Annotated in this window: 22 protein-coding genes; 13 read left to right on the plus strand and 9 right to left on the minus strand. The window is 34.1% G+C overall.

Annotated elements, in window-relative coordinates; all coding sequences use genetic code 11:
- Positions 1-23 precede the first annotated feature (23 nt).
- Positions 24-1,418, plus strand: a complete 1,395-nt coding sequence (locus tag IR213_RS06840) for an exopolysaccharide biosynthesis polyprenyl glycosylphosphotransferase (RefSeq protein WP_194311563.1) — start codon at positions 24-26, stop codon at positions 1,416-1,418.
- On the opposite strand, the gene IR213_RS06845 is transcribed toward IR213_RS06840, so the two are convergent.
- Together IR213_RS06845 and IR213_RS06850 are read right to left on the minus strand one after the other, a co-directional pair.
- On the minus strand, positions 1,419-2,555 hold the full coding sequence (locus IR213_RS06845; protein WP_194311564.1) for a lipoprotein N-acyltransferase Lnb domain-containing protein: 1,137 nt from the start codon (positions 2,553-2,555) through the stop codon (positions 1,419-1,421).
- A gap of 23 nt (positions 2,556-2,578) precedes the next feature.
- The gene (locus IR213_RS06850; protein WP_449404260.1) at positions 2,579-3,652 is read right to left on the minus strand and encodes a putative type IX sorting system protein PorV2; all 1,074 of its coding nucleotides are present in this window, start codon (positions 3,650-3,652) and stop codon (positions 2,579-2,581) included.
- Positions 3,653-3,842: 190 nt separating this feature from the next.
- On the opposite strand from IR213_RS06850, the gene IR213_RS06855 reads away from it, so the two are divergent.
- Entirely contained in the window at positions 3,843-4,553 is a 711-nt protein-coding gene (locus IR213_RS06855) for a CDP-alcohol phosphatidyltransferase family protein (RefSeq protein WP_194311565.1), read from the plus strand.
- An 8-nt stretch (positions 4,554-4,561) separates the two neighbouring features.
- Entirely contained in the window at positions 4,562-5,425 is an 864-nt protein-coding gene (locus tag IR213_RS06860) for a glycoside hydrolase family 25 protein (RefSeq protein WP_194311566.1), read from the plus strand.
- On the opposite strand, the gene IR213_RS06865 is transcribed toward IR213_RS06860, so the two are convergent.
- The 5 genes from IR213_RS06865 to IR213_RS06885 form a co-directional block, all read right to left on the minus strand.
- Positions 5,426-5,557, minus strand: a complete 132-nt coding sequence (locus IR213_RS06865; protein WP_262892063.1) for a hypothetical protein — start codon at positions 5,555-5,557, stop codon at positions 5,426-5,428.
- Between the two features lie 117 nt (positions 5,558-5,674).
- Complete coding sequence (lptB, locus tag IR213_RS06870) at positions 5,675-6,415, minus strand: LPS export ABC transporter ATP-binding protein (RefSeq protein WP_194311567.1); 741 nt, start codon at positions 6,413-6,415, stop codon at positions 5,675-5,677.
- Positions 6,416-6,418: 3 nt separating this feature from the next.
- Positions 6,419-6,778: a carboxymuconolactone decarboxylase family protein gene (locus IR213_RS06875; RefSeq protein ID WP_194311568.1), complete on the minus strand. Its 360-nt coding sequence runs from the start codon at positions 6,776-6,778 to the stop codon at positions 6,419-6,421.
- Entirely contained in the window at positions 6,762-7,583 is an 822-nt protein-coding gene (gene tatC, locus IR213_RS06880; RefSeq protein ID WP_194311569.1) for a twin-arginine translocase subunit TatC, read from the minus strand. Before tatC ends, IR213_RS06875 begins: the two co-directional genes overlap by 17 nt.
- Positions 7,583-8,548, minus strand: a complete 966-nt coding sequence (locus IR213_RS06885) for a KpsF/GutQ family sugar-phosphate isomerase (protein WP_194311570.1) — start codon at positions 8,546-8,548, stop codon at positions 7,583-7,585. Before IR213_RS06885 ends, tatC begins: the two co-directional genes overlap by 1 nt.
- An 87-nt stretch (positions 8,549-8,635) precedes the next feature.
- Between IR213_RS06885 and IR213_RS06890 the strand changes: the two genes are divergently transcribed.
- Positions 8,636-10,831 carry a RecQ family ATP-dependent DNA helicase gene (locus tag IR213_RS06890; RefSeq protein WP_194311571.1) on the plus strand — a complete coding sequence of 732 codons (2,196 nt, stop codon included), beginning with the start codon at positions 8,636-8,638 and terminating at the stop codon, positions 10,829-10,831.
- Positions 10,832-10,894: 63 nt separating this feature from the next.
- On the opposite strand, the gene IR213_RS06895 is transcribed toward IR213_RS06890, so the two are convergent.
- Positions 10,895-11,134 carry a hypothetical protein gene (locus tag IR213_RS06895; protein WP_194311572.1) on the minus strand — a complete coding sequence of 80 codons (240 nt, stop codon included), beginning with the start codon at positions 11,132-11,134 and terminating at the stop codon, positions 10,895-10,897.
- 91 nt (positions 11,135-11,225) lie between these two features.
- Between IR213_RS06895 and IR213_RS06900 the strand changes: the two genes are divergently transcribed.
- The 3 genes from IR213_RS06900 to IR213_RS06910 are packed head-to-tail and all read left to right on the plus strand — an operon-like array spanning position 11,226 to position 13,323.
- The gene (locus IR213_RS06900; RefSeq protein WP_194311573.1) at positions 11,226-11,477 is read left to right on the plus strand and encodes a hypothetical protein; all 252 of its coding nucleotides are present in this window, start codon (positions 11,226-11,228) and stop codon (positions 11,475-11,477) included.
- On the plus strand, positions 11,474-11,740 hold the full coding sequence (locus tag IR213_RS06905) for a type II toxin-antitoxin system RelE family toxin (protein WP_194311574.1): 267 nt from the start codon (positions 11,474-11,476) through the stop codon (positions 11,738-11,740). The genes IR213_RS06900 and IR213_RS06905 overlap by 4 nt, the downstream gene beginning before the upstream one ends.
- A gap of 14 nt (positions 11,741-11,754) precedes the next feature.
- On the plus strand, positions 11,755-13,323 hold the full coding sequence (locus IR213_RS06910) for an NAD(P)/FAD-dependent oxidoreductase (RefSeq protein ID WP_194311575.1): 1,569 nt from the start codon (positions 11,755-11,757) through the stop codon (positions 13,321-13,323).
- Positions 13,324-13,449: 126 nt separating this feature from the next.
- On the opposite strand, the gene IR213_RS06915 is transcribed toward IR213_RS06910, so the two are convergent.
- A complete protein-coding gene (locus IR213_RS06915; protein ID WP_194311576.1) occupies positions 13,450-14,247 on the minus strand; it encodes a hypothetical protein in 798 nt (265 codons plus the stop codon).
- A gap of 276 nt (positions 14,248-14,523) precedes the next feature.
- Between IR213_RS06915 and tgt the strand changes: the two genes are divergently transcribed.
- The 6 genes from tgt (at position 14,524) to IR213_RS06945 (ending at position 21,780) form a co-directional block, all read left to right on the plus strand.
- Positions 14,524-15,654, plus strand: coding sequence for a tRNA guanosine(34) transglycosylase Tgt (gene tgt, locus IR213_RS06920; RefSeq protein ID WP_194311577.1), 1,131 nt, complete (start codon positions 14,524-14,526; stop codon positions 15,652-15,654).
- A gap of 58 nt (positions 15,655-15,712) precedes the next feature.
- Positions 15,713-16,798, plus strand: coding sequence for an LptF/LptG family permease (locus tag IR213_RS06925; RefSeq protein WP_194311578.1), 1,086 nt, complete (start codon positions 15,713-15,715; stop codon positions 16,796-16,798).
- Positions 16,785-17,669, plus strand: coding sequence for a DMT family transporter (locus IR213_RS06930; RefSeq protein WP_194311579.1), 885 nt, complete (start codon positions 16,785-16,787; stop codon positions 17,667-17,669). Before IR213_RS06925 ends, IR213_RS06930 begins: the two co-directional genes overlap by 14 nt.
- A 115-nt stretch (positions 17,670-17,784) precedes the next feature.
- The gene (locus tag IR213_RS06935) at positions 17,785-18,738 is read left to right on the plus strand and encodes an acetyl-CoA carboxylase carboxyltransferase subunit alpha (RefSeq protein ID WP_194311580.1); all 954 of its coding nucleotides are present in this window, start codon (positions 17,785-17,787) and stop codon (positions 18,736-18,738) included.
- Positions 18,739-18,878: 140 nt separating this feature from the next.
- Positions 18,879-20,423, plus strand: coding sequence for a replicative DNA helicase (dnaB, locus tag IR213_RS06940; protein WP_194311581.1), 1,545 nt, complete (start codon positions 18,879-18,881; stop codon positions 20,421-20,423).
- 91 nt (positions 20,424-20,514) lie between these two features.
- Positions 20,515-21,780 (plus strand): asparagine synthetase B, encoded by a 1,266-nt coding sequence (locus IR213_RS06945; protein ID WP_194311582.1) that lies wholly within the window; start codon positions 20,515-20,517, stop codon positions 21,778-21,780.
- Positions 21,781-21,852 lie beyond the last annotated feature (72 nt).

The following is a 21,852-nucleotide window of genomic DNA, read 5'->3' on the forward strand; positions in this document are numbered from 1 at the left end:
TAATAGAATTCGCAATTGTAACAATGAATAAGAATAACAAAATACATTTTGAAGTCTCTGAGCGAAAAATATTGCTTAGAACTTTTGATGTTTTTTTTGTCTTGATGGCATTATATTTTACTGGTAAATCACTTGGTTTGGTATATCTCGAAGCCTCAACAAGTAATTTTCATTATGCGATTGCTCTAGTACTTTACCTCAATATTATTGGAACTGTATTTGAAATGTATAATCTGCAGGTTGCCAGTAATCAATATAAGGTGTTAAAAAGTTCTATTCTTACTGCATCAACCACTGTTTTATTTTATTTGTTGACACCAATTTTCTCAGCAGAGTTGCCCAATAATAGGTTTCAAATTTTGATTTTTTATTTTACATTACTTTTGGCCTTAGTTCTATGGAGAACTTTTTACGTCAAGTTTTTGGCCTCTAATCGATTTGTACAAAACGTTATCTTGGTCTGTGAACGGGAGCAGGTAGAGGAATTAATTCTGGTATTGGAAAACTCTGACCCACATTATAGAATTGTTGCTTATGTAAACTCTGACAGGACTAATAATGACCTTTTTGAATACCATTTTGTACAACATATTGGTGTTAATGACTTAGTTTCCTTTGTAAATGAAAATAACCTATTCGAAATTGTTGTTGCCTCTCAAAATACGGAAGATATTACTGTGGAATTATACCAAGAATTACTTCATTTGTTAGAATCCGGAACAACCATTCGAGAATATACCCAAGTTTACGAAGATAAAACCCAACGAATTCCTGTGCAATATATTACAAGGGATTTTTATAAATTTTTTCCTTTTAATAGAAGCAATAATAATCAACTTTATTTATTGAATGTTAAAATAATGGAAGCACTAATTTGCATTTTCGGTTTGTCATTCGGGATACTATTATTTCCATTTATTGCATTAGGAAATGTTGTTGGAAATCGCGGAAAATTATTTTACACTCAGGAACGAGTAGGAAAAAATGGCAAAGTATTTCAGATACTCAAATTAAGGACTATGATTAAAAATGCTGAAATAAAAGGTGCAGTATTCTCGGGGCCAAATGATAGTCGTATTACTCCTTTTGGAAAATTCTTACGTAAAACCAGAATCGATGAAATCCCTCAATTTATCAATGTCTTAAAAGGGGAAATGGCAGTTATTGGGCCGCGACCTGAGCGACCTTTCTTTGTTAAGGAAATTGCTGAAATAATGCCTTTTTATGAAACCCGTCACGTGATAAAACCGGGACTTACAGGCTGGGCACAAGTGAATTATCCCTATGGAGAATCTATGGATGACAGCTTGATAAAATTGCAATATGATTTGTATTATATCAAACACCGAAGCATTTTTCTGGATTTGAATATTGCAATTAAAACAATAAGCACTGTCCTTTTTTATAGAGGACAATAATTAAAAAACGATTGGAATGCGTTTGCTGTTTTTGACAGCTATTTTTATCAATACTGCTAAACTGGTTATAATAAGTGGCAGCATAATCAATAAGTGTGCTTTATTAAACATTAAAATTAGATAAACTCCCATCGAAATAACATTAAAAACGCATAAATTGATAATCCATTTTCTGTTTTTTCTGAGTATAAAATAGAATAATACAAGTAGTGCAGGATTAAACAACATCATATTGTAGTTATAAGCCAACTCTTCATGGAAAGAATAAAATCCCATAAAACCAAAGAAAATCCCCAATAATCCCATCGTTAAAATATAAAACAAATCGATACTTTTTTTGTTCAAAATAAGAATAAGTCCAAGAAAGATCACAAAAGTATAAATAGTGTCCCACCAACAATTGGGTGCTGCTTTTTTGAATTCCAATAAGGTTTTGCTTTCCTTGCAAAGAGGATGATTTTCGAATGATATTAATTTTAAACTTTTATGAAGTTCTAATGGCAAAAAGATTTTTGTGCCATATTCATCAACCTTCTTCCCAAATATAATGCTCGTGCCCAGTTTTTCATAAAATGAATTGTCAAAATAGGGATATAAAATACTTCTATATGTTTTATCCGTGTCGGTTTTTTTGACAATGGTTTTGGCACCCAATGTTTTGTTCAAGATTTCCACCACCATCGAAGTACAGTTTTTGTCTATAAACTTATAAGTATAATAACTTTCGCTTGAGGCTAATGTAGTACTCAAATTGTCTAATAATTTTTGTTTATAAACCAGAGGAACAATCAATTCCTGTTCATAAACACTCCTGTGTTCATAGGTATATTGGTTCATAAAATCAGAGAAGACATTGACAACTGCAAAATATTGTAAATCCCCTTTGGCAAATTTTGCGACAAAATTAGGCGTGGAAAAATCAAAAGCACCATAATTATATACAAGATCCAGATTATTTTCTATGTCGGTAATCCGTATTGCGGTGTGTCCAAAAAGAGAATAAGATTCGTTTCCGGTATCGCAAGTGATTATGCTAACACGAGCGTTTTTTGATAATATACTGTTCTGTGCAAAGTTGCTCATTGAAACAATCATCAATGTCAAACAGAATATTTTTTTTAATAAAGATGAATTCATTTATGGATATATAAAAAAATAAATTAATTTCTAAAAAAACCCAAATCTACTTTTAACGAAAAAATATTCGAATATAAAGCTGCACTTTGATTCCCTAAATTGGTTAGCGCATAATCAATTTGGATACCTTTGTATTTGAATCCCAACCCAATATTAGGCTGAAAGCCTACTTTTACCGAATCATCAATTTGTTGTATTTTTTGAAAATTCCCCACACCGGCACGCAAGAAAACCAAATCGGTATAACCAAATTCAAATCCGAGTGCAGGATCAATACTGACAAAATTCGTTGAAAAAATATCGTTGGTTTTGGCAAATTGCAAATTGATATTGGCTGCAGCCAAAATGCTGTAATCATAACGAATAATAAACTTTTTGGACAATCCCAATTGTGCTTTTGGGGCAGTAATCTCGGTGCTTTCCGGTAATTCCTGATTTTGTCCTGGAATGGCATTGGCAATTTTTTTATATTCGGCTTCGTCAATGTTCCAAACATTATAGGTAGTGGTAATGTCTCGAATCATCAAGCCAAATTGCCAGTCATTTTTCTCGAATTGCAGTCCGGCATCAAATCCAAAACCCCAAGAACTGGCAAACTTTCCTATAATTCTTCGAATTACTTTGGCATTTACACCATATTGAAATCCGGGGACTTGCAGTTTTCGAGCATAAGAAAAGGTAACGCCATAATCTGCAGTAGAAAAAAGACTGATGCGATTGTAGTCAATATTACCTTGGCTGTCGATTAATTCGGTTGTATTCAAAATGTCATCAACCCCAAAACGGATTAAAGAAATGCCCCAAGCACTATCATCATCAATGGGATTTGCGTAAGCGATATAGTCGTATTGGGCAATATTAGCAAAATAATTGGCGTGCATCAATGACAATTGTTGATCTTCAAGATGAACCAATCCTGCGGGATTCCAATAGCCAGAATTTACGTCATTAGTACTTGCTGTCACTGCGTTTGCCATTCCAAATGCAGCAGCATCGACACCAATATTCATAAACTCGTTCGAATACTTTCTGACAGTTTGCGCATACGAACTGGCACAAAGCAAAAGGAGAAAGAAGAATATTTTTTTTTTAAACATTGATTATTTTGCAGATATAAGACCTGTTTAATTTTTCCCAAAAATATAATTTTTTACTGAGCTAATTCCTTACTTATGGATAAATAAAACTACTGATGAACTCGCTGTTTAAAAAACTCTATTAAAAACGCACTTCTCCGTTACTTATTATATTAAATTTGTGAACTTTGATAATCTAATTAGAATAATAATGAACATAAAAAAACACATACCGAATATAATTACACTGCTAAATCTTTTTTGTGGTTGCATTGCCATAATTTTTGTAAGCGAAGATGATTTTGAAATGGCTTTCTTTTTTGTGTGTTTGGGTATTTTTTTAGACTTTTTCGATGGTTTTTTTGCGCGATTATTTAAGGTTTCCAGTCCGTTAGGATTACAGTTGGATTCTTTGGCAGATATGGTTACCAGCGGTGTCGTTCCGGGATATGTGATGTATTCATTGTTGAAAATGTCCCAAAATCCTGCTTCTACTGATGTAATTATTCCTTATTTGGGTTTCATCATAGCTTTGGGATCCTGTTATCGACTGGCTAATTTTAATATTGACACTCGTCAAACGGATTCTTTTATCGGTTTGCCAACGCCTGCCAACGCCTTATTTATATTGAGTTTGCCTTTGGTATTAAAATATTCTGATTCGTTAGTTGTTTTCGAAATTTTGTCTAATCAATGGGTTTTGTTAATCATTACTTTATTCAGTGCTTACATTATGAATGCCGAAATCCCTTTATTTTCTTTAAAAATAAAAGATTTTACATTCAAGAAAAACACCCTTCAAATTATCTTTTTGACTTTGTCGATTTTGTTGTTGGGTTTCTTTCAATATTTGGGAATTCCTTTGATTATAATCACTTATGTTTTACTTTCAGTTGTGAATAACAAATTTCTGAAAAAGTAATTTGCCCAATGAAACGGAAATCGGTCAGAATCAAAGCCGCAATCAAACGAAAACCTAGAAAGAAAGGTTCTTTTTTCTCCGGAAAGTTGTTGCGTTTTTCGATAATTATTTTTTTTATTTTGCTGTTTTTTGGAATTGGCTATCATTATCGAAATGGATTCTTGTATTATCTTGGTTTCAAATCCTATAAATTAAAATATGAACAAGCAGAAGCTAAACGCATTTCGGATGTTCGAAATTATCAGGTTTTGGAAAATCATCAAGGAAAAGCTATTGGTTTGGATGTTTCCGAATTTCAAGGAAAAATTGACTGGACTTTGGTCGAAAACATAGAAAATGACTATCCGTTAGAGTTCGTTTTTATTCGGGCCACCGCCGGAAATGATAGAGAAGACGAACAATTTGCAACCAATTGGCTTGGTGCCAAAAAAAATAAATTGATTCGCGGGGCTTATCATTATTATCGTCCCAACGAAAATTCATTGGAACAAGCCCAGCTTTTTATCAAAACAGTGCATCTTCAAAAAGGCGATTTGCCTCCTGTTTTAGATATCGAAAAACTCCCCAAAGAGCAATCTTTAGATAGTTTGAGAGTAGGGTTGAAGCGTTGGCTGAAAGCGGTTGAAGCACATTATAAAGTGAAACCCATTATTTATACCAGCGAGAAATATTATGATGATTTCTTGAAGGAAGATTTCAGCAATTATCTTTTTTGGATTGCCAATTATAATTTTTATCGGGAGAAAATTGGCGACGATTGGCTTTTTTGGCAATTTACCGAAAAAGCTTCTGTTTTAGGAATAAAAGGCAATGTAGATGTCAATATTTACAATGGCGATGTGGAGCAGTTGCGCTTTATTACGATTGAGTGATTATTTTTTTAATCCAATCATAAATTCAACAAATAGTATTAGAAGCAGCATTATAAAAACAAATAGGAAAACTGAATTGCTATTGGCAAAATTTACGGTCCAACCCATAAAAGGGATTCTTTTTGTTGGCATCAAGCGTTTGTCCTCTTTGTTATAGTAAAAATTCCCCAAATCCAGTTGTTTGGGTCATTCAGCCATTTTTCTTTTGTTTCTTGACTTGGTTCTTCTTGATTTTCCATTCTTAAAATTTTAAAATTCTAATTTTTTCTTTCTCAATTCAAAATTCTGTCCTAAATATACTCGACGCACCATTTCATCTACTACCAGTTCTTCTGGTTTTCCTTCTTTCAAAATACCGCCTTCAAACATAAGATAGGTCTTGTCAGTTATCGCCAAGGTTTCCTGAACGTTGTGGTCTGTAATTAGGATTCCGATGTTTTTATTTTTTAGTTGTGCCACAATGCGCTGAATATCCTCCACGGCAACGGGGTCAACACCAGCGAAAGGTTCATCAAGAAGAATAAATTTTGGATCAGTGGCAAGACAACGCGCAATTTCAGTACGACGACGTTCTCCACCCGAAAGCAAATCGCCACGGTTGGTGCGAATGTGTCCCAAGCCAAACTCGTCAATAAGACTTTCCATTTTGGCTTCCTGTTCTTCCTTTGATAGTTTTGTCAATTGCAAAACACTTAAAATATTTTCTTCGACACTTAATTTTCTAAAAACTGAGGCTTCTTGAGCCAAATAGCCAATTCCTTGTTGGGCTCTTTTGTACATTGGAAAATGAGTGATATCCAAATCATCAAGATAAATATTGCCCATATTGGGTTTTACCAATCCTACAATCATATAAAAAGAGGTTGTTTTTCCGGCACCGTTTGGCCCCAAAAGTCCCACAATTTCACCTTGGTTTACCTCTACAGAAATGCCTTTAACAACGCTTCGTCCTTTATATGTTTTAACTAAATGTTCGGCTCTTAGCTTCATTTCTTAATTGTTATTCAAATTCAATGTTTCCAATTCTTCCCAAAATTCATATGCTCTGCGCAAATGAGGAACGACAATAGTACCGCCCACTAGGGTTGCGATTCCCATGGCTTCCATCATTTCCTCTTTTGAAATTCCTTCTTTATGGCAATTTTCCAAATGGTATTTTACACAATCGTCACAACGCAAAACCGCAGAAGCCACTAATCCCAATAGTTCTTTAGTTTTCACATCGAGCACTCCCTCAGCATATGCATTGGTGTCAAGATTGAAAATTCTTTTTACAATTTTATTATTGTCGGCCAATAATTTTTCGTTCATTTTAGAACGATAATCATTAAATTCTTTAACTAAGTTGCTCATTTTTTATTTTTATTTTATAAACGATGGAAGAGATAATTACACTTAATTCAAAAATAATCAGCATCGGTATGGCAACAATTGTTTGGCTCACCACATCAGGTGGTGTAACTATTGCTGCAACTATTAGCACAATTACAATGGCATATCTTCGATATTTTCGTAAAAATTCAGGAGTTACTAATCCTAGTTTTGTCAGGAAATATATGATTATGGGTAATTCAAAAAATATTCCACTCGCTAATACAGATGTTTTAAACATTCCAATATAGGAGTCTAAAGTAAATTGGTTTTTCACAACATCACTAACAGTAAATGTTGCCACAAAATTAACAGACATTGGGATGACTATATAATACCCAAAGAGAACTCCAAAAAAGAAAAGAATGGAAGAAATAAAGATAAATATTTTGGCATTTTTCTTTTCTTTTTCATACAAAGCGGGACTGATAAAGCTCCAAATCTGCCATAAAATATAAGGAAAAGCCAAAATAAAACCTGCTAAAATACACATCCAGACAAACATATTTACCTGACCTTCCATTTCTGTGTTCTGGATAATAAAGGGTAGTTCGGTAATGCAAATACTATCGGCAAAACCTAGTTGGTGGGATAAATCACAAAAAAACCGATAAGTAAAAAAAGTAGCTCTCGTTGGGCCAAATATTATGGTGTCAAATAAATAATCACTTATAAAATAAGTAAGGAAAGCCATTATTATTACTGCTGCAGAACTTCGAACTAATAACCATCTTAATTCCTCTAGATGATCTAAAAAGGACATTTCTTTAAGTTGCTTTTTCTCCATTATACAATTCCTTCTTTTAAAATGTCATGTAAATGGATTACCCCTTTGTATTCTCCATTATCCACAACCACTAATTGTGTGATGGAGAAATCTTCAAGAATATTTAATGCTTCGGCAACCATAGTGGTTGATTGTATCATTTTTGGGTTTTTTGTCATAATATCTTTGGCAGTCAAATGGGTAAAAGTATCATTTTCGTTTAGCATTCTTCGAATATCTCCATCAGTTATAATTCCTATCACTTTTTCGTTTTCAATTACGGCTGTAACACCAAGACGCTTTGCCGAAATCTCAAAAATCACTTCTTTAATACTTGAATTTGGTTTAACTTTAGGTTTATGGGTTTCATCAAGCATATTGCTTACGCGCAACAATAATTTTTTACCCAGAGCACCTCCAGGATGGTATTTTGCAAAATCTTCCGGAGTGAAATTTCTCATTTGCATTAAACATACAGCAAGCGCATCGCCCATAACAAGTTGTGCAGTTGTGCTATTTGTTGGTGCTAAATTATTCGGGCAAGATTCCGCATCAACTGTGGTATTTAAAATAAAATCGGATTCTTTAGCCAAAAAAGAAGTAATATTTCCGGTTATGGCAATTAGTTTATTGCCAAAACGTTTCAATATAGGAATGAGAATTTTTATTTCGGGACTGTTACCGCTTTTTGAAATACAAATCACGACATCATCGGGTTGAACCATGCCTAAATCGCCATGAATGGCCTCAGAAGCATGCAAAAAATGTGATGGAGTCCCTGTAGAATTGAATGTGGCAACCATTTTTTGAGCAATAATCGCACTTTTTCCTATTCCCGTAACAATTAATCTTCCATTGGAATTAAATAGGATTTGGGTGGCTTCTGCGAAGTTAATGTCAATAAAATCAATTAGTTTCGCTATAGACTCACTCTCGGAAAGAATGGTCTTTTTTGCCAAAATCAATATATTTTCTTTTGTGTCCAAAATAGAATTATTATAAATATTTGTATGTGTAAAAGAAATTAGTATCTTTATGTGTCGCAAATTTAGATAAAATACCATTAATAAAGAATGAATTCAAACGAAATTGATATCCACAAAGAATTAAAGAAGTATTTTGGCTTCAGCCAATTCAAAGGTTTACAGGAACAAGTTATAAAAAGTATTCTTAATAAAGAAAATACCTTTGTGATTATGCCTACAGGCGGAGGCAAGTCACTATGTTATCAATTGCCCGCTTTAGTTCAGAGGGGAACAGCCATAGTTGTCTCCCCTTTAATTGCCTTAATGAAAAATCAAGTCGATGCCATTAGAAGCCTGTCTTCTGAAAATGGAGTCGCTCATGTTTTGAACTCATCCCTTACCAAAACGGAGATTGCTCAAGTTAAAAAAGATATTTCTTCAGGTTTAACCAAACTTTTATATGTAGCTCCCGAATCCTTAACTAAGGAAGAATATGTGACTTTTCTGCAAACGGTGCCTATTTCATTTGTTGCTATTGATGAAGCCCATTGCATCTCAGAATGGGGACACGATTTTAGACCTGAATATAGAAATCTTAAACATATTATCAAGCAATTAGGAGATGTTCCAGTTATAGGTCTTACGGCTACAGCTACGCCAAAAGTGCAGGAAGATATCCTAAAAAACCTTGATATGGTTGACGCAACAACTTATAAAGCTTCGTTCAACAGACCTAATTTATATTATGAAGTTCGTACTAAAACTAAAAATATCGAGTCTGATATTATTCGTTTTATCAAACTACATAAAGGTAAATCAGGAATTATTTATTGTTTAAGTCGCAAAAAAGTAGAAGCAATAGCTGAAGTTTTACAGGTAAACGGAATTAGTGCCGTTCCTTATCATGCAGGTTTAGATGCGAAAACCCGAGCCAAACACCAGGATATGTTTCTTATGGAAGATGTAGATGTGGTCGTTGCAACAATTGCTTTCGGGATGGGAATTGACAAACCCGATGTGCGTTTTGTAATTCACCACGATATTCCAAAATCATTGGAAAGTTATTACCAAGAAACAGGCCGTGCCGGTCGTGATGGAGGCGAAGGACATTGTTTAGCCTATTATTCTTATAAAGATGTAGAAAAACTCGAGAAATTCTTATCCGGAAAACCCGTTGCAGAGCAGGAAATAGGTTTTGCATTATTGCAGGAAGTCGTGGCTTATGCTGAAACTTCGATGTCAAGAAGAAAATTTCTTTTGCATTATTTTGGTGAAGAATTCGATAACGAAACTGGTGAAGGCGGCGATATGGATGATAATGTTCGCAATCCAAAAGTTAAGATTGAAGCAAGGGATCAGGTCGTTAAATTACTTGAAGTGGTTCGTGATACAAAACATATCTATAAATCCAAAGAAGTTGTTTTTACTCTGATTGGGCGAGTAAATGCAGTTATTAAAGCACATAGAACGGATAGTCAAACTTTTTTTGGTACTGGTTCAGATCATGATGAAAAATATTGGATGGCTTTGTTGCGACAAGTATTGGTTGCTGGATTATTATCCAAAGATATTGAAACATATGGAGTCGTAAAAATTACCAAAAAAGGACTGGATTTTATCAAAAAACCAGTTTCCTTTATGATGTCAGAAGATCATGAGTACAACGAAACCGAAGACGAAGCAATTGTAACTGCTGCAAAATCAACCGGTGTTGCCGATGAGGTTTTGATGGGCATGTTGCGTGACCTGCGTAAAAAAACAGCAAAAAGATTAAGCGTTCCTCCTTTTGTGGTTTTTCAGGATCCGTCGCTCGAAGATATGGCCCTAAAATACCCAATGACTATTGATGAGTTAATAAATACTCACGGTGTTGGAGAAGGAAAAGCAAAGAAATATGGCAAAGAATTTATTGAATTGATCAGCCATTATGTCGAAGAAAATGATATTGTTCGACCGGATGATTTGGTTGTAAAATCAACCGGAGCAAATTCGATAAATAAATTATACATCATACAAAACATCGACAGGAAATTACCGCTCAATGATATTGCTTCTGCCAAAGGCTTGACAATGGATGCTTTGATTGCCGAAATGGAACAAATTGTAAACTCTGGAACCAAGCTAAATATTAAGTATTGGATTGATGAAATGCTGGATGATGATCAGCAGGAAGAAATTCACGATTATTTTATGGAATCCCATTCGGATAATATCGAAGAAGCGCTCAAAGAATTTGATGGCGATTATGATATTGATGAATTGCGTTTAATGCGAATTAAATTTATAAGTGAAGTAGCGAACTAATTCTGATTATAATTTCAAAAATTCCAAATTCCATTCAATATGTTTAGAATTTGGAATTTTTATTTAACTTTCAAAAACTTCCCCACGATGCGGTTTCAAAGCATCTCGTACTTGAATCATCGTTTCATCTGTAACGACCATGTAAGCAATCGCATACATTTCGTTAAGGACTTCAAAACCGGTAATATTTGGCGATAAATTTTCAGCTACTATATATTCTTTCAAATGAATTTCGTGATGCTCGGCCGTTTTTCCAGAGGCTGGACCACGAAAATCCCATATTAGTTTAATTTGTCTGGACATTTTGGATGTTTTTAGAGGGTAAATTTACGAAGTTTATTTTGATGTTGTATATACAGTATATATTGTATATATTTGTGTAAAAATATTTCCAATGAGAAAATTAATAGATATTGACGAAAACACTTTAACCAAATTGAAAGTAATTTCAATATTTGAAAAAACAAGTGTGAAAGGATTGATTGAAAATGCAGTACAAACTTATGTGAAAAATAGGCAAACAAGTCAATTCAATAATTTATCCGATGAAGAAAAAGAGGATGTTGGTTTAATGATGTTGATGCAGGAAGCTGATAGGAATGACAAGGTTAGTGAAGAAGAAATCTTCAAAATTTTAGGTAGATGACAGTCGAATACTTAAAACAATTTTCAAAAGATTTGCTAAAAGTCAAAGATGAAAGTTTGAAAGATGATTTGTTCAATACAATTATTGCTCTAAAAAAGGCTGAAACATTAAATGTACTTTCCAATATCAAAAAGCTAAAAGGATATCAAAACGCTTGTAGAATCAGAATTAGAAAATATAGATTAGGATTTTATTTTGATGGAGAAGTTATAGAACTTGCCAGATTTGCCAAACGGGAAGATATTTATAAATTATTTCCATAAAATTTCACAAAAAAATGCCACAAGAATTACTCTTTCAAGTATCACCAGAAATAGTTACAAACGAATTGTTGCTCAAACAACATGTTTCCAAATTAATTCAGGTTAATACCAAAGAAATCCAACACATTTCTATTCTAAAACGTTCGATTGATGCACGTCAAAAAGCCGTAAAATTCAATTTAAAAGTCACGATCTATTTGCAAGGCGAACCTATTCAAGAAGCTAAAATTGAACTGCCAGAATATAAAAATGTCGAAAACGCTCAAGAAGTTATCGTTGTAGGTGCTGGACCTGCAGGATTATTTGCCGCTTTGCAACTGATAGAATTGGGTTTGAAACCAATACTCATCGAACGTGGAAAAGATGTTCGAGGTAGAAGAAGAGATTTAAAAGCCATCAACAGAGATCACATTGTCGATAAAGATTCTAATTATTGTTTTGGCGAAGGTGGAGCAGGAACATATTCAGATGGGAAATTATACACGCGTTCAAAAAAGCGTGGTGATGTCAACAGAATCTTGGAATTATTGGTCGCTTTCGGAGCATCTCATGATATTTTGGTTGATGCCCATCCGCATATTGGAACTAATAAATTACCGCAAATTATTCAGGATATGCGGGAGAAAATCATCGAAATGGGAGGTAAAGTTCTTTTCGAAACCCGATTAACAGATATTCTTATCAAAAATAGTGAAGTGCAAGGAATCGTTACTAAAAATGGAGACACCATTCTTGCCAACAAAATAATCTTGGCCACTGGACATTCAGCCCGAGATATTTTTGAGTTATTGGATAGAAAACAAATTTTTATCGAAGCCAAAGCTTTCGCTTTGGGCGTTCGGGCAGAACATCCACAATCATTAATCGACAGCATTCAGTACAGTTGCGATTATCGTGGGGAGCATTTGCCCCCATCGCCTTATTCCATCGTGAAGCAAGTAGGAGGTAGGGGAATGTATTCTTTTTGTATGTGTCCCGGTGGCGTGATTGCGCCTTGTGCGACAAGTCAGGGTGAAGTTGTAACTAATGGTTGGTCGCCTTCAAAGCGAGATCAGGCTACTGCCAATTCCGGAATTGTGGTTGAATTGAAACTCGAAGATTTTAAACCGTTTGCCAAATTCGGTGCTTTGGCTGGAATGGAATTCCAAAAAAGTATTGAACAAAAAGCGTGGCATTTGGCAGGGGAAACCCAAAAAGTTCCCGCCCAAAAAATGGTCGATTTTACCCAAAATAAAGTATCTTCTAATATCCCAAAAACTTCCTATGTTCCCGGAACGACTTCGATAGAAATGGGGCAAGTTTTCCCTGGATTTCTTACCCAAATATTAAGAGAAGGTTTCATAGAATTCGGAAAATCAATGCGTGGTTTTTTGACTAACGAAGCGGTTCTTCACGCTCCAGAATCAAGAACATCCTCACCAGTGCGCATTCCTAGAGATTCAGCAACATTGGAACACCTTCAAATAAAAGGGTTGTATCCTTGTGGAGAAGGTGCAGGTTATGCCGGAGGAATTATTTCCGCAGCCATTGATGGCGAAAAATGTGCATTGAAGATTGGAGAGGTTTTGAAGAAAAATTTATAATGTCCACACTGCAGCTGGTTTGGAAATAAATTTAGTTTTATTTTTGGATTTGTCAAAACTTCCAAATACAAAACCATTTTCCCATTAAGCATATTGTCCAAATCCGTTCTAAATGTTGTGTGCAGTTTAATTTAATTTATTTAATAAATCCCAAATGTAAAATGATGGGGTAATTGCAGCTAATTTTCCACCAGTATTATCTCCGGCTGTTCCGTGTACAACCCCAATTAATAAAGTTCTACCAGAACCCATATACATTGCCTTTTTTACTGAACAAAATACGCCACCACCACTTGCTCCTTGCATACTCGGTTGATCTAAATAATAAAAAGTGCATTTTGATTTAGTATCATATCTTTTATTGGTAATTAAGCCACTCGCAAGATATGCAGTAAAACTTAGCGATGAAAAATGTTTAAGATCCAAATCAAGTAATGGATAACCAAAAAATGTCACATCATTATCTCTCGGTAGAGTATCTTGTCCTTTGTATATAAACTTTGATGAAAATGATGATTCTTCAAATCGTTTTTGAATATCATTATTAAAAGGTAAAAGTTCAATAATAGATAAATCTGCTTCATTGTGATTAATCCAATCAATTTTATGATTAAGAGTAAATAAGGAAAGATTTAAAATTGCAGGTTTATCACCTGCTATTCGAAAAACAATTTGTGAATTTACTTTCATTTCTTTTGCAACATGATTTGCAGTCAAAAGAAAATACCGTTTATTGTGATTAATTATTGTTCCAGTACCACCTATTCCTGTTGTATCTGTGACTTTTTGATATAGATAAACAGACATATTAGAAATTTCATCTATTGTCCAAAGTGAATCCTTTTTCATTTTAACTGATTGGCTAAAAACAGTTAAGTTAAATAATAGAAGGCAAAATCCTATAATCTGAATAATCTTTTTCATATGTTTTAATTGATGACTTCGGTATTGGAAATTGTTCACAACTTATAGATTGGTCTGACAAAAAAACTACTATTATACATCATAATCGGGTTGCTATGAATCATAAATGAACTGTTTTTATCTCTTTTACAAACTTAATGAATTCCCTTACTAAAAACAATCTTTTTTATAAAAACAAAAAGATAATTATCTATTAAAAGACTAATGTTAAATAAAATCCTAAATTCCAATTCCTAAATCTTAAATAAATTATCTTTGCACACTGAAAAAAGTTATATGCAATTTGATTTATTACAAAAAGATCCACATACCAAAGCCAGAGCAGGAAGTATTACCACTGATCATGGCGTGATTGAAACCCCAATTTTTATGCCTGTTGGCACGGTTGCATCCGTAAAAGGAGTACATCAGCGGGAACTGAAAGACGATATTAATCCAGATATTATTCTCGGAAATACCTACCATTTATACTTGCGTCCTCAAACCGAAATTCTTGAAAAAGCCGGAGGTTTGCATAAATTTATGAATTGGGATAGGAATATTTTGACAGATTCTGGTGGTTATCAAGTGTATTCGCTTTCGGCAAATCGAAAAATTAAAGAAGAAGGAGTAAAATTCAAGTCACATATCGACGGTTCTTATCATTTTTTTACGCCCGAAAACGTGATGGAAATTCAACGAACCATTGGCGCTGACATCATTATGGCTTTCGACGAATGTACGCCATATCCTTGCGACTATCGATATGCCCAAAAATCGATGAAAATGACGCATCGCTGGCTAGATCGCTGTATCAGTCATTTGGAAAAAGTACCAACAAAATATGGATATGACCAAACTTTCTTTCCAATAGTTCAGGGAAGCACGTATAAGGATTTGCGCCAGCAATCGGCCGAATATATTGCGAATTCAGGTCAGCAAGGAAACGCCATTGGAGGACTTTCAGTGGGTGAACCAGCCGAAGAAATGTATGCAATGACCGAAATTGTTTGCGAAATTCTTCCAGAAGACAAGCCTCGATACTTAATGGGTGTTGGAACTCCAATAAATATTTTAGAGAATATTGCTTTGGGAATTGATATGTTTGATTGTGTGATGCCCACTCGAAACGCCAGAAATGGAATGTTGTTTACTGCAAACGGAACCATAAACATCAAAAATAAAAAATGGGAAGATGATTTTTCACCAGTAGACGAAATGGGACATACCTTTGTAGATACAGAATATACAAAAGCTTATTTACGCCACTTATTTGCAGCCAACGAATACCTCGGAAAACAAATTGCAACGATACACAACCTTGGTTTTTATATGTGGTTGGTTCGTGAGGCTAGAAAACATATCTTAGCCGGAGATTTTAGAACTTGGAAAGAAATGATGGTTCGAAATATGAGCCAGAGATTATAACTAGGTTCAGGGTTTTAGGTAATAATTTTACCAACACCCGACACTCAACACCAAAAAAATGAAAATAATTGACAAATACATTCTAAGAAAATATCTGACCACTTTTGCGGTGATGTTGATGTTATTTGCGCCTATAGGAATTGTAATTGATGTTTCGGAAAAAATCAATAAAATGATTGAAAACAAAATTCCACTTGTGGATATTTTGATTTACTATTTTAATTTCACCATCTATTTCACCAACTTATTATTTCCAATATTCTTGTTTCTATCGGTAATTTGGTTTACCTCTAAATTAGCCAATGATACTGAAATCATTGCCATTTTAAGTTCTGGAATTTCTTTCACCAGATTTTTAAGACCTTTTATTATAGGAGCTTCCATCATTTCCGTTTTTATTTTGTTAATGGGTTTTTTTGTTGTTCCAAAAGCTAGCGAGGGATTTAATAATTTTAGGTATACTTATCTTAGAGGTGACGGAAAGCAAGCGATGAGGGGCGATAATACTGACGTTTACAGACAAGTAAGCAATGACGAATATATTTATGTCAATAGTTTTGATGTAGTGTCAAAAACGGCTTATAATTTTAGTTATGAGAAGTTCAAAAAAGATAAACTAGAGTATAAAATTACAGCTTCAAGGATACAATGGAATCCTAAAACCAAGAACTATACGATGTATGATTATGTCAAAAGAACAGTAGGTGAATTAGACGACAAAATTGAAAAAGCGGACAAAAAGGATGCGAAATTCAATTTTGATTTAGAAGATTTAACACCTGTGGTTTACATCGCCGAAACATTAAATCTGGGAAAATTAAACCAATTTATTGAGAAGGAAAAAAAGCGAGGTTCTTCAAATATCAATGTGTATATGGTTGTTTTATACAAAAAATACAGCATTCCTGTTTCGGCATTTATTCTTACTATTATTGCCGTGGCGGTTTCATCAATGAAACGAAGAGGTGGTATGGGATTGAGTTTAGCAATTGGGATAGCAGTGGCTTTTTCATTTGTGTTTTTTGATAAAATATTTGGGACATTAGCCGAAAAATCAAGTTTCCCACCTTTATTGGCCGTTTGGTTTCCTAATATTGTTTTCGGAATTCTGGCAATTTTTTTATTACGAAATGCGAAACGGTAAATTAAAAAGTTATTTAAATCTTCATTTAATTGTTTTTATTTGGGGATTCACGGCAATTTTAGGAGCATTAATTTCGATTCAGGCGGATGCCTTGGTTTGGTACCGAATGCTTTTTGCAGGTGTATTTCTATTCCTGTTTATTCTTTTCAAAAAGCAATCATTTCGAATCCCGATAAAGGAATTTTTTAAATTGATTTTTGTTGGATTATTGATTGCTGTCCATTGGATATTTTTTTTCAAGGCCATTCATGTTTCCAATGTATCCATCACATTATCAGTTTTTTCTTTGGGAGCATTTTTCACCTCCATACTGGAACCTATTTTCTATGGAAGAAAAGTGCTTTGGTACGAAGTTTTCTTTGGACTTATAATTATTGTTGGACTTGCTATGATTTTGCAGGTCGAAATAAATTATTTTGAAGGAATGATGTATGCCTTAGTTTCGATAATAATTGGAGTATTATTCACATTGATGAACGGGAAATTAATCGAAAAACACGAACCTTCTGTTATTACGTTTTATGAGTTTCTTGCAGGGGTATTTTTTATCTCAATTTACTTTTTATTCGAAAATAAATTTTCTGTCGAATTCTTTATTCTGACTTCTAATGATTGGCTTTTGTTATTTATTTTGTCCTCGATTTGTACTGCTTATGCCTTTACGGCTTCGGTAAAAGTGATGCAGAAATTATCTCCTTATACCATTATGTTAACTACAAGCCTAGAGCCTGTTTATGGCATTATTTTGGCTTTTTTTATTATTGGAGGGAAAGAAAAAATGAGTGTTGAATTTTATATCGGAGCAATTTTAATTGTGATTACAGTTATACTGAACGGCATTTTGAAACATTATCTTACTGATAAAGAATAATTATTTTCATTGAATTTTACTGTGAATTTATTTATAATTAGATAAAAATAGACGTTTTTGATAATTTTAAATTTTATATTTGCATTTCAAATCAAAACAAAAACTCGTATACTCCATGGAATATTTAGATTTTGAACTTCCAATAAAAGAACTTGAAGACCAACTGGATAAATGTCTTGTTATTGGGCAGGAATCAGAAGTTGATGTTACAAATACTTGTAAACAAATCAACAAAAAACTTGAAGAAACCAAAAGGCATATTTATAAACATCTTACAGCTTGGCAACGGGTTCAATTGTCAAGACACCCTAATAGACCATATACTTTAGATCATGTAAAGGCACTTTGTGGCGATACTTTCCTTGAACTTCACGGCGACAGAGGTTTTAAAGACGATAAAGCGATGATTGGCGGTTTAGGAAAAATTTGTGGACAATCATTTATGATAATTGGTCAGCAAAAAGGATACAATACGAAAACACGTCAATATAGAAATTTTGGAATGGCAAATCCAGAAGGTTATCGAAAAGCGTTGCGATTGATGAAAATGGCCGAGAAATTTGGTATCCCAGTTTTATCTTTGATTGACACACCGGGAGCCTTTCCTGGAATTGAAGCAGAAGAACGCGGACAAGGAGAAGCTATTGCCAGAAATATTTTCGAAATGGTTCGATTAAAAGTTCCTATTATTGTTGTAATTGTTGGCGAAGGTGCTTCGGGTGGCGCATTAGGAATAGGAGTTGGAGACAGAGTTTATATGATGGAAAACACTTGGTATTCTGTTATTTCTCCGGAATCTTGTTCTTCTATCCTTTGGAAAAGTTGGGATTATAAAGAGCAGGCTGCCGAAGCATTAAAACTTACTTCAGCCGATATGAAAAAACAAAAATTAGTGGATGATATTATCCCTGAACCTTTAGGAGGAGCACATTTTGACAGAGTAACTGCTTTTAAAACAGTGGAGCAATATATTATGAAAGGATTCAATGAATTGAAAGACTTATCAACACAAGAATTAGTTGCCCAAAGGATGGATAAATACTGTAAAATGGGAGAATTCAAAGAGTAAAATCCTACAAATATTTAAATGATCCGAAGCCTTATCGTTTCGGATTTTTTTTGGCTTATTAACAAAAAAGATTGTTTATTAACAATTATTTGTAATAACTCAATGGTAATAATTTTTTTAATTTTCGTTACATTCGCTCTATGGAAAACGTCAGGAATATAAGCCCAATTAAAACAGAAAGAACAAACATCATAAGCCTAGAAAAAGGCAAACTCCCTCCGCAAGTTATTGACTTAGAAGAGGCTGTGCTTGGTGCGATGATGATTGATAAAAAAGGAGTTGATGAGGTAATTGACATTCTGCAGCCTGATGCTTTTTATAAAGAAGGACACAAATATATTTTTGAAGCTATCGTTCAGCTGTTTACGGATACACAGCCTATTGACTTATTAACAGTTTCGGCACAGTTACGAAAAAACGCAAAATTAGACTTGGCGGGAGGTGATTTCTACCTCATTCAGCTTACACAGAAAATTTCTTCCTCGGCACACATTGAATTTCACTCCAGAATTATTCTCCAAAAATATATTCAGCGTAGTTTAATCAGAATTTCTTCGGATATTATTGAAGAATCCTATGATGAAACTACGGATGTTTTTGATTTATTGGACAAAGCCGAATCTAAACTTTATGAAGTTACCCAAGGGAATATAAAACGTAGTTCTGAAACTGCCCAGACTTTAGTTTTACAGGCAAAAAAACGAATCGAGGAAATTGGAAACCAAAAAGGGTTAAGCGGTGTAGAAACTGGTTTTACAAAACTTGATGCCATTACTTCTGGTTGGCAACCGAGTGATTTAATTATTATTGCTGCTCGTCCTGGTATGGGAAAAACAGCTTTTGTTCTTTCGATGGCTCGAAATATTGCAATAGATTCTAAACTACCAGTTGCTTTATTTTCTCTGGAAATGTCTTCGGTTCAGTTAATTACAAGATTAATTTCTTCGGAAACAGGATTGTCTTCGGAAAAACTTAGAACTGGAAAACTGGAAACACACGAATGGACCCAACTGAATACTAAAGTGAAAGACTTAGAAAAAGCACCACTTTTTATAGACGATTCACCTTCGCTTTCTATTTTTGATTTAAGGGCAAAAGCAAGACGTTTAGTTTCGCAACATGGAATAAAAATTATCATTGTCGATTATTTACAATTGATGACTGCCGGTGGAAACGGAAAAGGAGGCGGAAACAGAGAACAGGAAATATCTACAATTTCAAGAAATTTAAAAGCATTAGCCAAGGAATTAAGCATTCCGGTAATTGCATTATCCCAATTATCGCGTGCGGTTGAAACCCGTGGTTCAAGCAAAAGACCTTTGCTTTCTGATCTTCGTGAATCGGGAGCTATTGAACAGGATGCTGATATCGTGTCGTTTATTTATAGACCTGAATATTATAAAATTGACGAATGGGATGATGACGAGCAAACACCATCAGCAGGCCAAGCCGAGTTTATTATTGCAAAACACCGTAATGGTTCTCTTGAAAATGTTCGGTTGAAGTTTATTGGAAATCTCGGTAAGTTTGACAATTTGGAAGATTTCAGCGGAAGTTATGACGATTTGCCATCAAAAATGAATCACGATGACAATCCATTTCAAACTAAAAATCTTCCATCTCCAAATGAAGCTTTCGGAAGTAATTTGAATAATGACGAGGAAGATGACGAAATGCCTTTCTAAAATATTAATTTAAAATTCGCTTATTAAGCGAATTTTTTTTATCCTTTAAGTCAAATAAAAACTAGTATATTTGATATATAAAAACATCAAAATGACTTCTAAAAAGTTAATCTTTATATTTCTGATCCTGATTTCCTTTTCAGCAAGAGCTTCTTTTATTCTTTTGCCAATGGATGAAACCACGCAACAAAATCATCTTAAAGCTTATGGAATTACCTATTGGTGTATCGAAAAAAAGTATAAGGCCAGTTGGTTACTTAATTATCGTGGAGGCTCCTTTTTATTGGCTGATGCTCCTGAAATCAGAAAAGAATGTCAAATACGAGGGGTGAGTTTTGAAGTGATGAGCGATACCGAAACCGATCAAATTTTGGAATTAATATCCAGCCCTTCTCAAAATATGGAAGCGGTAGCACTCGAAAAAGCACCTAAAGTGGCTGTTTATACACCTAAAGGTAAACAACCTTGGGACGATGCGGTTACTTTGGTTTTAACCTATGCCGAAATTCCGTTTACGCCTATTTATGACGAAGAAGTTTTAAGCGACCAACTCATTCTTTATGATTGGTTGCATTTGCATCACGAAGATTTTACTGGGCAATATGGGAAATTTTACGGTTCTAATAGGAATTCACCTTGGTATATAGAACAAAAGAAAGATGCCGAAGCTTTGGCAACCAAATTGGGTTACAAAAAAGTTTCGGAAGAAAAATTGGCTGTAGCCAAAAAAATCCGAGATTTTGTTATTGGTGGGGGATTTATGTTTGCTATGTGTTCTGCAGCCGATAGTTTTGATATTGCTTTGTCTGCAGATGGAGTCGATATTTGTGAACCAATGTTTGATGGCGACACAAGTGAGCCTAACTATCAATCCAAAATAAATTATGTTAACACTTTTGCATTTAAAGATTTTATTTTAGATCGAAAACCAGAACATTATGAATTCTCAGATATTGATATGACCGAAAAAAGAATGATGATTCCAATGGAGAAAGATTATTTTACCCTGATGGAATTTTCGGCAAAATGGGACCCAATTCCTTCTATGTTATGTCAAAATCATACCCAATTAATAAAAGGATTTATGGGGCAAACTACAGCTTTCGACCAAACTCTAATTAAATCGAACGTTTTGATTATGGGAACTTGCGAACTCAATGGAGAAGCAAGGTACATTCACGGAGAAAAAGGCAAAGGAATGTTTACGTTCTATGGAGGACACGATCCGGAAGATTATCAGCATAGAGTAGGTGATCCTGTAACTGTTTTGGATTTACATCCAAATTCGCCTGGATATCGTTTGATTTTGAATAATGTATTGTTTCCTGCAGCTAGAAAGAAAAAACAAAAAACTTAATAAAAATAGTAAAAAAAATAAAATCCCAAAGACCAGAAAAATTCTGGGATTTGGGATTTTTATTTAACACAT

Source organism: Flavobacterium soyangense, from assembly GCF_015277675.1.
Taxonomy (GTDB): Bacteria; Bacteroidota; Bacteroidia; order Flavobacteriales; family Flavobacteriaceae; genus Flavobacterium; species Flavobacterium soyangense.